Raw genomic sequence first — 11,802 nt, forward strand, 5'->3', positions numbered from 1 at the left:
TTCTTATCCTTTCACGCCCGATTGCATAAATGTGTTGATAATAAATTTTTGGCAGAAGCCATAAAGCACTAACGGAGGCAAGCTTGTCAGCGTTGCTACAGCCATCGCAATGCCCCATTCACTACCACCTTCGGCACTGATAAACATCTGCAGTGCCAGCGGCAGCGTCAGATTAGCTTTATCCTGCAAAATCAGCAATGGCCAGAAATATTCGTTCCAGCTGTTAATGAAGAATAAAATCGAAATAGCCAATACTGAAGGCTTAATCAAAGGTAAAATAACCTTGAACAGTACCTGATGCGGCTTGGCACCATCAAGAATTGCTGCTTCCAGCAAAGGCTTGGGGATACTGCGCATGGTCTGACGCATCAGGAAAATACCCATACCGTCTACAAGACCGGGTAGCATAACGCCATAGGGCGTATCCAGCAGTCCCAGCTTAGCCATCATCAGATAGTTAGGCATAATCAAAACTGTAATAGGAATAAAGAATGTAAGCAGCATACCATTGAATACTGTTTCCTTGTATTTAAAGTTATAGTAGACAAAGGCAAAAGCTGCCAATACGCTTGTTGCTGCCTTGCTGGCTGTAACAACAATGGCAATATAAAATGTGTTCCAGATATAAGTAAATAAGGGGAAGTTGTTTAAAACTGTCGTGTAGTTATCAAGAGTCGGCGGACACGGCAAAGGGTTCAGGGTTGACTCAAAAACCTGATTCAAATCCTTCAGCGATGTCGAAAGCATAAATACTATCGGCCACAGCATCAGGAAAACTGCGATAAGCAGAAACGCATGCCAATACCATTCATTTTGCAGCTTAGTTTTCATAGTACACCTTCTTTTCCAGATATTTGTTCTTCACGAAGAGGAAGGCAAGGTAGCAGACCATGGTAATAACTGCATAGGCTGCACTGGAGCCTGCCTTGAAGAAGGTAAAAGCATATTGATAAATAATATATACAAGGTTACTGCTGCCCTGATCAGGACCGCCCTGTGTCAGCATATTTACCGGTACCAGAACGTATTGCAAACCAAAGACTACTGTTATCGTAAAGACGTAAATTGCGGTAGAAGAGGTCATCGGCAGAATAATTTTTTTGAAGATAACCCAGTTAGAAGCGTTCTCCAGCTTAGCTGCTTCAATCATCTCTTTAGGAACTGCAACCATGGCAGCCAACATAACGATAAGGTTATAGCCAAAAACCTTCCAACCAATGATGGTACAAATGGCGAAAATAACCAGATAGTTTTCCTTGAACCAACGCGGTGAAGCGATATCAAACTGGCTGAGGATAATGTTAATAGGACCTGCCAGCGGATTGTAAATCCACAGGAATAAAATACTTGCTACCGCCAAAGATAAGGTAGACGGCAGAAACAGCGCGCTACGGTAGAAGGCCGTCCACCTATGCACTAAATGTCCCAGGATAAACGAATAAAAATAAGGCAGAACGAAGTTCAGCACCAACATAATTGCTACAAATAAAATGGTATTGATTAAAATTTTAATCAGCTCAGCAGAGCTGAAGATAGTGATAAAGTTTTCCAGGCCCACAAATTTTTGATTAGGACTAATCATATTCCATGAAAAAACACTCAGATATATGTTCTGCAGCAGCGGCCAGTAATAAAATACCAGGAAAAGTACAGCAGCAGGCAGCAGATAAAGGATTGCTTCTTTGTTGTTCTTACTCATAGTAATCTCCTTTAGTAATCTCCTTTGCAATATTAGAAAAATAAGCTGCCGCAACTGCGACAGCTTATTGATTACACTAATTACAGCAGCTTGTTAATTTTTTCTGCAGTTTGATGTAAAGCGTCCTGTGCACTCATTTTGCCGCTCAGGATAATGTCGCGTGCATCAATCAGCAGTTGTTCAGCCTGCAGACCATTGGAGCCAGGGAAGCTAGCCCATTTGGTAACCTTGTTCATTTCCTGCAGTGCCATTTTGATGTTGGGGTTTTCATCAGCAAGCTTTTTAAAGCCCTTCGGATCGTCAGCTACGCCTTTACGAGGAGGCAGGTAACCGGTACCGGTGCTCCATTTAGCAAGTGCTTCCGGAGATTCCAGATATTTGATGAACTCAACAGCAGCCTTTTGCTTCGCAGCGTCTTTGGAGAAGACCATCAGGAAGTTGCCGCCAGCAGCTATCTTGGTCGGTTTGTCGCCAAATGCGGGGAACGGAGAAGCCATAACCTTAAATTTCGCAGCTTTTTCGAAGTTAGCACGTTTGCCGATAGTGGTGCAAACCATGCCCAGCTTGCCGCTCAAATAAGCCTGGAAGCCTTCCTCGTTAGTTGCATGCAGACCGCTGCCATCTTTAACCATATCAGCAATTACCTGATATGCTTCAGCAGATTCCGGAGTATCAAAACCAGCTTTAACCTTGCCGTCAACCTTAGTCAGCATCTGACCGCCGTTGGATTCAATCAGAGCCTGTTGAGTCCAGTTATCAGCATATTCCTGCATAAAGAAGCCCATATTGCCGGTTTTATCTTTAATTTGTTTAGCTGCCTTGCTAACCTCCTCCCAGGTCTTAGGCGGGTTTTGCGGATCTAAGCCAGCTTTTTCAAAAATTTCCGGATTGTAGAAGAGTACCGGTACACTTACAGAATACGGCAGGCCGATTTGCTTGCCATCATCAGTTTGTGCCAGTTCAAGAACGTTCGGCAGGTAATTATCCTTCATGAAGTTTTCATCGCCAGCAGCTTTGAATGCTTCATTCAAATCATTGTATTTAAAGTTTTCAGCAGCGTAGTTCAGGAAGGAATAACCCATTTGGACTACGTCCGGATTCTTGCCGGAAGCCATTGCAGCCTGCAGGTTTTGAGTCAGACCTTTGTACATATCGGGGTTGTATTTTTCTACTACTTCAATGTTCGGATGAGTTTTGTTGAAGTCAGCAACCAATTCCTTTACGGTTGCGCCACCAAAGCTCTCAGCAGCAACGTGCCAGTATTCAATTTGCACCTTCTTGCCAGTGTCAGCACTTTTTTTGTCACTACCGCAGCCAACAATTGCTGTAGTTGCCAGCAGTGAAATCATTGCTGCTGCCAAAACTTTTTTCAGTTTCATTTCCACATACACTCCTTTTTGTGTCTTCATTAATAATGAAATTTAGCGTCTTTCCCATTCTACGCCCATGATTCAATAGATTCGCTATAGACCGCTTTTTACCTGCTTACATTTTACATTATTTTTACAATTATTTAACTTTTTATGTCACCTTGACATTAATTTCGCGGACATTCCACCACCAGATTACATTTGACGATTTTTGTCCTACATGGACTATATATGTCCCGTGTTTTTAAGCTTCTGCAGCAACAAATAACTCATGTTCTACCTACTACCAACAAATATCCCTCTCCCGCAATTATATATATTTTGTTTAATTTTTATGTACACTACACTTTATATATAATTTTTACTTAGCAATAACATTAATTTTTTAATTATTTTTACCACTTATTCTTATATTTATAATTGACAAAAACAAATGTAGCTTTGTAAAATACAATTGAGGAGTATTTCCCTTTTTATTGCTTTGACGGAGGTGAAGCCATGTTACGAAAATTATCAGCCGTTCTTTTCCTCATACTGACCTCACTTGGATTTATAGCAGGCAATGTCAACGCCGCTAATGAACAAGCAAAGCAAGAGGTTGTTTTTGCCGACGCCGGCTGGGACAGTGTCAAATTCCACAACGCCGTTGCCGGTTTCATCGGCACTCACGCCTATAACATCACGCCTAAGATTATCAGTGGCTCCACTCCCATCATCCAGACGGCACTGCTCCGCGGTGACGTAGATGTGCATATGGAGCTGTGGACCGATAACGTGCCTACCTTTGAAGCTGACATGAAAACCGGTAAGCTGCTCAACCTGGGCATCAACTTTGATGATGATAAGCAGGGCCTTTATGTTCCCCGCTATCTTATTGAGGGTGACGCCAAGCGCGGCATCAAAGCTCTCGCTCCGGATTTGAAAACCGTCAAAGACCTGGCACGCTATGCACATCTTTTCAAGGATCCCGAAGATCCCTCCAAGGGCCGTCTTTACGGCGCTATTCCCGGCTGGAGCATTGATAAGATACTTTATTTAAAATATGAAGCCTACGGCTTAAACAAAAATTACGTCTACTTCCGTTCCGGCAGCGAGCCGGCGCTGAACAGCGCCTTCCTCGCCGCCTACACTAAGGGCGAACCGATTGTAGGCTACAACTACGAGCCGACCTGGCTCACCGGCAAGTTGGACCTCGTTCTGCTGCAGGACGAGCCCTACAACGAAGTCGGCTTTCAGCGTGGACTGACGGAAGCACGCTCCGTTCCCGTCTGCATCGTTGCCAACAAGCAGCTGCAAAGCAAAGCACCGGAGTTTGTTGCCTTCCTGCAAAAATATCACACCACCAGCGCACTCACCGCGGAAGCGTTGGCGCATATAGCAGATACCAAATGCACCTATGACGAGGCTGCCATCTGGTTCATGCAGCGCCATCCCGAGCTACTCGCACAGTGGTTGCCTGAGGATAAGCTGCAAAGTATCAACAAAGCACTCAAAGGCGATAATGCTACTGCAGCCAACTGGCTTCTTAGCTTTCCGGAAGAAGTGCAGGTAGACTGGACTAAGCCCATCGACAATTTCGTCAACTATATCAACACCACCTACGCCAGCTTCTTCAATAAGGTAAAGGATATTCTTACCTGGTGCATTCTTTCTATTGAACGATTGCTGAACTTTATTCCCTGGTGGCTGACTATCATCGCTATTGCTGCCTTGGGCAAGGTGCTTACCGGCAAGCTGTCGCGCGGTATTATCTACGGGATAGGACTGTTCGCCATCGGTGCCTTCGGCTACTGGAGCATGATGAATGAAACGCTGGCAGTAGTTATTTCCTCGGTTATCATCTCGCTGCTTTTAGGCCTGCCCATCGGCATTCTTGTGTCCACCAGCAGGCTAGCAAACCGCCTGCTGCGTCCTTTGCTTGACGCTATGCAGACTATGCCCACCTTTGTCTATATGATTCCCGCTGTTATGCTGCTCGGTCCCGGCAAGGTGCCTGCAGTTCTTGCTACGGTAGTTTATGCCGTCGTGCCTGTAATCCGCTTAACCAGCCACGGTATTCAGCAGGTTGATCCCAACGTTGTCGAAGCCTCCGCTGCCTTCGGCGCTTCGCGTTGGCAAACTCTGTTCAAGGTGCAGATTCCGCAGGCTATGCCCACGATTATGACCGGCATCAACCAGACGATGATGATGGCCGTAGCGATGGTTGTAACCTGCGCGATGATTGGTGCCAACGGCCTAGGCATGGAGGTGCTGATTGCCATCAACCGTACCGAATCCGGTCGTGGACTTATCGCCGGTATTTCTATCGTTATTATTGCGATTATCATTGACCGCCTGACGCAAAGTCTGGCTGACAAGAAAAAGGAGGGAAAATAAATGACTGTACCCGTATTGCAAGTAAAAAACCTGTACAAGCTGTTTATTCCTCTGGAGCATTCGCAAAACGAGAAAAAAGCTATGGCCATGCTGGAGCAAGGTGCTTCCCGCACCGAGGTGCAGGAAGCCACCGGCATTACTGCCGGCCTTATTGATATAAACTTTACCGTCAACAAAGGAGAAGTATTTGTTCTCATCGGTCTTTCCGGCAGCGGCAAATCTACGCTTATCCGCTGTCTGAATATGCTTAACCCACCAACCTCGGGTACAGTTTATCTTGAAGGCGATAACATTACCGACTTCAGCAATAAGCAGCTGCAGGAGCTGCGCCGAACTAAGGTTGCCATGGTGTTCCAGAACTTCGGACTTATCAGCAACCGTAATGTTTTGGAAAACACCTATTATGGTTTAGAAATACGCGGCGTACCGCTGAAGGAGCGAACCGAAAAGGCCATGCAGATGCTGGAAATGGTTGGCCTGCAGGGCTGGGAAAAAACTCGCATCAGTGCTCTTTCCGGCGGCATGAAGCAACGCGTCGGCATTGCCCGCGCACTTGCCAACGATCCCGATATTCTGCTGATGGATGAAGCCTTTTCCGCGCTCGATCCCTTGGTGCGCAATGATTTACAGTTTGAGCTGCTGCGTATTCAGGAAAAAACCGGTAAAACGATTGTTTTTATCACCCATGATATCAACGAAGCCTTCCGCCTGGGAACGCACGTCGGCATTTTGCGCGACGGCCGCATGGTGCAAATCGGTACGCCGGAGGAAATGATTACCAATCCCGCAGACGACTATGTACGCAGCTTTATCAACAATGCCAATTCCAGTAAAATCTTCACCGTGCGTAACGTCATGAGTACGCAGACCTGTATCGTGCGCAATATCGACGGTGCTGCCGTTGCGCTGCGTAATATGAAAAACAGCGGCGTGTCCAGTGCCTACGTAGTTGACGAGCATCTGCACTTTATCGGTATCATTACCTTGGATAGCGCTATGCAGGTGCTTTCCGGCTATACAACCTTTGAGAAAAGTATTCTGCGCAATGTGCCTGTGATAGATAATCTTGATACTCCTGTAGCAGATATCATGCCGCTTTCGGCAAGCACGCCCTTCCCTCTGCCTGTAATTGACGATAATAAACTGTTTTGCGGTATTGTCACCAAGGCCTCGGTGATATCCTCCTTTGTTACCAGCTGAACTCTCATCCTCCCGCAAACAGCAAAAAAGCTGATGCTCCGGCAGTTACCTGCCTTAGCATCAGCTTTTTATTTGCATTTATTATTCAACATGTACAACGTTAGTTGCCTGTTCGCCACGGTCTCCCTGGATAACGTCAAATTCTACGTTCCAGCCTTCTTCCAGAGTTTTAAAGCCTTCGCTTTTAATACCGGAGAAGTGAACGAACAAGTCCTTGCCGCCTTCTCGTTGGATAAAACCATAGCCTTTTTCTGCATTAAACCATTTAACCTTGCCTGTCATCTGTAGGCCTCCCTAAATACTATTTGAGCCTTTAAAACTCACTTAGCTTATTATAGCCTATATGTACAGGAAAAGCAAATATTTGTCTGAATCTTTATAATTTTATTCTGCAATGCGAGCCTGCCATGTCTGCAGCAAAGCGAGCTTCTGCTCCCGACGCAGCTTTTTTATAGCGCATTCGCGTCGCAAAGCCGCTTCCTTATCAGGCAGCTCTTCGCTGTAAACCAGCTCCAAAGGACCGCGTCCACGCGTATATTTAGCGCCGCGTCCGCTGTTATGCATCGCCAGACGGTGCTCCAAATCATTGGTCCAGCCTGTATATAAGCTGCCGTCCTTGCAGCGCAGCATATATACAAACGCCGCCATTTATTTTACAACCTCTACCTTTTCCATGGTCACAGCTTCGCGCGGACGGTCACGGAAATCAGTCGGTACTACGCCGATCAGACGTACAACATCCATGCCTTCAACAACTTTGCCGAAAATTGCATGGTGGCCGTTCAGCCAGGGAGTAGGTGCCAGAGTAATGAAGAACTGGCTGCCGCCGGTGTTCGGGCCAGCATTAGCCATGGACAGAATGCCCTCGTCATCATGCTTCAGGCCTTCACCGAACTCGTCTTTAATCTTGTAGCCGGGGCCGCCCATACCGGTACCGGTCGGGTCACCGCCCTGAATCATAAAACCGTCGATTACACGGTGAAAAATAATACCGTCGTAAAAGCCTTTTTCTACCAGTTCGATAAAGTTTTTGGTGGTCAGCGGAGCCTTGTCCTCAAACATTTCGGCAACGAAAACACCTTTATTAGTCGTAAATTTAATTTTTCTGTTTTCACTCATTGATATTTACCTCCAAAATCACTTTAAAATACTTCATGCTTCAGCAGCGCAACAAACAGATAGATACCGCAGCCTGCAGCAGCACCTACAGCCGGCATCAAAGACGGTACAATAGCATTGCCATGCAAAAATGTCAGACTGAACAGCATCATGCAGAAATAACCCTGCATGGTCTGCAGACGCTTCGGCAGCAGACGCTTGCCGTTTTTATCACCCTTGGACTTCACATAATCTGCCACACGGATTTCCGGCAGGAAAAGAATGAAGGCCAGCGCCATGATAATAATATTGCTCATGGACAGCTCATTAGCAACAGTATCATACTTTGCAAAAATCAAGCAAGCCAGAGAAATGCCTGCCAGATAAAGGCTACGGAAATAGCCTGCCTGAATCTGGCTTTCCAGAATATAGGCAGCACCGGTCAGCAGCGGAAATACCCACAAGCCTTGCAGGCCAAGCCAGGCAGCACTGCCAATCATAATAACGTTATCAATCAGACGATGTCTGTCACCGGAGCTGCGGTTCAGCATACGCAGGATAAAGAGCAGCCACAGCATTACCAGGATATTGCCTTCACCCATAAAATAGGTTGCTACCAGCGTCAGACCGCCGCCGATGAAACCGCCGAGCTGACGGTCTGGATCAAGCTCCAAAGCCAGCATATAGCTAAAGAGGAAGGATAAAGCATAACCCAAAGCGCTTACTACAGCAGCACCGGAATCCATACCTGTAGAGCATTTCCACAGCGTTACCACAACGGAAATGGCAACAGCGCACATCATAGCAATACGCACCGGCTTTTTGTCAAAGTCAATCGGGCGTCCCAGACCAAGATACTCGCTTATGCCCGTAGGATCGTAAGCGGCAGGCTGATCACCTGCATATTTATTACTTTTTTTCGACATATCATCACACCTTATCTGTAAGATTTTAACTATTTTATTATACCACAAGTGTAGTGTCTAGTCATTACGTAAAACATATAAAGGTTGGCAGAAAGTCAGAATATAGCAAAAAAGTTTCCCCGACGTAAATTAAATACGCGGGGAAAGCTTTCAACTCATTATTAAAATTTTATCAGAAGGTTTCTGCCAGCTCTGCCAAAGTCAGTGCAAAGGCTGTTGTTCTGGGAACCGCGGTATTCAAATCAACAGATTCATGGTCGGTATGCTCATCATAGTTTTCTACACCCAAAGCATCCAGTGTCGGTACGAACTTCGCTGTGCGGTTGCCGTCGGTCAGGCCACCTGCTACCCATTCGTTCACCTCAGCGCCGTATTCCTCTTTGACGATACGCTTATAAACGTCAACCATCTTCTGTGCCTGCGCGGTTTTTTGCATCGGTCCGGTAACAATGCCGCCGGTAATTTTAATGCTGGTACCAGGAATAACAGCCTTATCTGCCAGCGCCTTAACCTCAGCATCAATGCGCTGCTGCTCTTCAATCGTAAAGCAGCGGATATTTACCTCGCAGAAGGCATCACCCGGAATAACGCTGATTTTGTCATTGGTAGAACCGATTACGCCCACATTAACGGTATTCTGCGGAATAAACTGGCCTGCATCAACAATGCCGCGCGCCTTCAGCGCTGCTGCCGTATAATCCTCTGGATTTCCCGGCATGGGGCTGGCGAGCTTCTGCAGCTCGGTAATCGTGTATGCCAGCTGGTGAATAGCGTTAGCGCAGGATTGAGATGCGTTGCCGTGGTGTCCGCCCTTACCGGTAACCTCAACGCGGTATTTGGCATTGCCCTTGCGCTGTGTAACAATGCCCCAGTTCGGACGGGCAACGTCCATAATAATCGCAAAATCGGACTGCTGCGACAGCTCTGCCACAATATCCTCAGCGGTCTTGCTGCCGCCCTCCTCTTCACCGTTGGTATAATAAATAATTTCCTTAAAATTATCAAAGCCTGCAGCCTTCAAGGCTTCCAAGCCATATATAACCTCTACAACAGTAGCCTTATCATCGCCTACACCCGGTCCCCAAGCAAAGTTATTCTCGTCAACACGGAACGGACGACGTGCAGCTTCACCCTTCTTAAATACTGTATCAACATGGGCAACAAGCAGAATCGTGTATTTGCCTGTTCCCTTTAAGCGGGAAATCAGGTGGCAGGCTCTGTCATTATATCTGAACTCCGTGGTAGCACCGATAGCTGTCATTTTTTCAGCGACAAACTTATTTGCTGCTTCCGTACCTTCTCTGTCACCATTACCGGAATCAATATTAGTTAAGGTTTCCAAGTCCTTCACATAATCCTCATAATGCTCGGCAATATACTTTTTTACGGCTTCTCTCATTTTATTACCCCTTTCGTATTTGGAATCATATTTATATTTATTCGTTAGAATGGGTAAAAAATCCTGCCACGGGAGATTTTTTAAGTTGATAAAGTGAAAAGCAGCAGCCATTTCTGACTACTGCTTAACAACATGCTGCATATTATATTAGTGAGTACCGTCTACGATAGTAATGCCTGCTTCCTGCAGTTCATCGATAATCGCTTTAATCTTGGGACAGAGATGCTTTTCGCCATTGGCATCCTTTTTGTGCGTGCAGTGACTGATATGCAGCGCATCCAGCTCCAAAGCCTTCATGCGCTCAATCTTCTTGCGGATGCCTTCCTGGTTTTCCAGCTTGGAATTGCCGCAGCCGTTGCAGGTCCACATTGCCATCAGGCGCAGCTCCTCATCACCATACTGGGCAAAGGCTTTATCCTTTTCATACAGAGCGCGCAGACAGCCTGCTCCCGCACAAGAAGCGGAGGTAATCAGGCAGCGCAGAATTGCTATTTTCTTCATAATATAATCCTCCAAAAAATAACTTGCAGGCATTTGTAGCCTTGCTGTTTATTTGATTTTATCATTATTGATGATGGTTGGCAAGCAAATCATACTTAAACCGTGTGCTTTGTTGCTTAGTGCGCACGTCAAAAAGAGGACGGTGCGCACCGTCCTCTTTTAATTTATGCATATGCGATTTTTTGCTTTTCAGCGGATTGACGTAAAGTCAAATTAGAAAGTGAATACTACTTGGCTCCACAGAGTGTTGATATCGGAGTGGTTCCATTTGTCTTCCAGGTCATAGTATTCAACAGCACCAACAATGTTCTTAGCGAAGGTGTAGTTAGCGCCTACCATGTAGCCTTTGAAGCCATGGTTGCCGTATGCACCGTTCATGGTGTGAGCAACAACGGTGGAACGAGCTTGGTCATAGTATTTGCCGTAAACGCCGAAGGAACCTTCTTTAGCAGCTTTAGCACCAGCATAGTACAGACCGATAACGAAAGCATCGTCATCACCATAGATTTCTTGGTCAGAATCCATGTAGTTAGCAGTCAGGTTCAGATCTTTAGCCAGATCAAATGCTACGCCAACATTCCAGATTTTGTTGTCATCCCATTTTTCGGAGAATGCACCATCAGTGAAAGTGCCATCTTTGAATACAGTGTAACCAGCGGTTGCAGCTACAACGCCAAATTTAGCGTCAACTTTTGCACCGTAAACATTATCATATTCGAGATCTACAGTAGAACTCAGAGCTTTACCTTGGTCAGTCGGTTTAGCATAGAAACCGGTTACTTTAACGTCTTTGCCATAGGAAGCAACAACGCCGTCAGCACGGGTGTCATACAGGTTGCCATCAACCAGATTCAGCGGCAGACGACCAGCTTCAACAGCTAAGCCACCGATTTTACCATCAACATAAGCGCGTTGGAAATCAGTTTTCTCATCGCCAGCGTTGTTTTTCAGGTTTTGTACGTTTTGCAGCATGCCGGTGTAGGTCCAATCATCATTGATTTGGCCTTTTACCCAGATACGGGAACGCAGACCGGTTTTGTAACCGTCTTCATCATAGTCAGCATAGTTGTAACGGATGTTGCCGGTAATTTTTACATTGTCAGCTTTTTTCTCCAGGTTAGCAACGCGAACACCCAGGTTATCCAGCTCGTCAGCAAATTCAGCAGCCAGTTTGTCAACGTTAGCGCCTTTTGCCATTGCTTTAGCAACGATTTGAGCCATTTCATAACGGGT

The 11,802-nt window shown here is 46.0% G+C and carries 12 protein-coding genes; 2 read left to right on the top strand and 10 right to left on the bottom strand.

The window, feature by feature from the left end; translation table 11 throughout:
- Nucleotides 1-3: 3 nt before the first annotated feature.
- From Q0G26_RS00895 to Q0G26_RS00905, 3 genes are all read right to left on the bottom strand, one after another.
- Nucleotides 4-831: a carbohydrate ABC transporter permease gene (locus tag Q0G26_RS00895; protein ID WP_293827676.1), complete on the bottom strand. Its 828-nt coding sequence runs from the start codon at nt 829-831 to the stop codon at nt 4-6.
- Complete coding sequence (locus Q0G26_RS00900) at nt 821-1,699, bottom strand: sugar ABC transporter permease (RefSeq protein ID WP_293827678.1); 879 nt, start codon at nt 1,697-1,699, stop codon at nt 821-823. The genes Q0G26_RS00895 and Q0G26_RS00900 overlap by 11 nt, the downstream gene beginning before the upstream one ends.
- A gap of 80 nt (nt 1,700-1,779) precedes the next feature.
- Nucleotides 1,780-3,078: an ABC transporter substrate-binding protein gene (locus tag Q0G26_RS00905; protein ID WP_293827682.1), complete on the bottom strand. Its 1,299-nt coding sequence runs from the start codon at nt 3,076-3,078 to the stop codon at nt 1,780-1,782.
- Nucleotides 3,079-3,567: 489 nt separating this feature from the next.
- On the opposite strand from Q0G26_RS00905, the gene Q0G26_RS00910 reads away from it, so the two are divergent.
- Together Q0G26_RS00910 and Q0G26_RS00915 are read left to right on the top strand one after the other, a co-directional pair.
- Nucleotides 3,568-5,445 (top strand): glycine betaine ABC transporter substrate-binding protein, encoded by a 1,878-nt coding sequence (locus tag Q0G26_RS00910; RefSeq protein ID WP_293827684.1) that lies wholly within the window; start codon nt 3,568-3,570, stop codon nt 5,443-5,445.
- Nucleotides 5,446-6,645 carry a glycine betaine/L-proline ABC transporter ATP-binding protein gene (locus tag Q0G26_RS00915; protein WP_293827686.1) on the top strand — a complete coding sequence of 400 codons (1,200 nt, stop codon included), beginning with the start codon at nt 5,446-5,448 and terminating at the stop codon, nt 6,643-6,645. It begins immediately after the preceding gene.
- 81 nt (nt 6,646-6,726) lie between these two features.
- Here Q0G26_RS00915 and Q0G26_RS00920 read toward each other — a convergent pair whose 3' ends face one another.
- The 7 genes from Q0G26_RS00920 to Q0G26_RS00950 all read right to left on the bottom strand — a co-directional run.
- Entirely contained in the window at nt 6,727-6,927 is a 201-nt protein-coding gene (locus Q0G26_RS00920) for a cold shock domain-containing protein (protein ID WP_009145305.1), read from the bottom strand.
- A gap of 102 nt (nt 6,928-7,029) precedes the next feature.
- A complete protein-coding gene (locus tag Q0G26_RS00925) occupies nt 7,030-7,293 on the bottom strand; it encodes a GIY-YIG nuclease family protein (protein WP_009145306.1) in 264 nt (87 codons plus the stop codon).
- Nucleotides 7,294-7,764, bottom strand: coding sequence for a peptidylprolyl isomerase (locus Q0G26_RS00930; protein ID WP_009145307.1), 471 nt, complete (start codon nt 7,762-7,764; stop codon nt 7,294-7,296).
- Nucleotides 7,765-7,787: 23 nt separating this feature from the next.
- Nucleotides 7,788-8,669, bottom strand: coding sequence for a hypothetical protein (locus Q0G26_RS00935; RefSeq protein ID WP_293691751.1), 882 nt, complete (start codon nt 8,667-8,669; stop codon nt 7,788-7,790).
- A 172-nt stretch (nt 8,670-8,841) separates the two neighbouring features.
- A complete protein-coding gene (locus Q0G26_RS00940) occupies nt 8,842-10,068 on the bottom strand; it encodes a M20/M25/M40 family metallo-hydrolase (protein ID WP_293827689.1) in 1,227 nt (408 codons plus the stop codon).
- 147 nt (nt 10,069-10,215) lie between these two features.
- Entirely contained in the window at nt 10,216-10,569 is a 354-nt protein-coding gene (locus Q0G26_RS00945) for a CGGC domain-containing protein (protein WP_293690695.1), read from the bottom strand.
- Nucleotides 10,570-10,782: 213 nt separating this feature from the next.
- A partial coding sequence (locus Q0G26_RS00950) for a hypothetical protein (protein WP_293827694.1) occupies nt 10,783-11,802 on the bottom strand: 1,020 nt, incomplete at its 5' end.

Source organism: uncultured Phascolarctobacterium sp. (assembly GCF_934190775.1).
Classification (GTDB): Bacteria; Bacillota; Negativicutes; order Acidaminococcales; family Acidaminococcaceae; genus Phascolarctobacterium_A.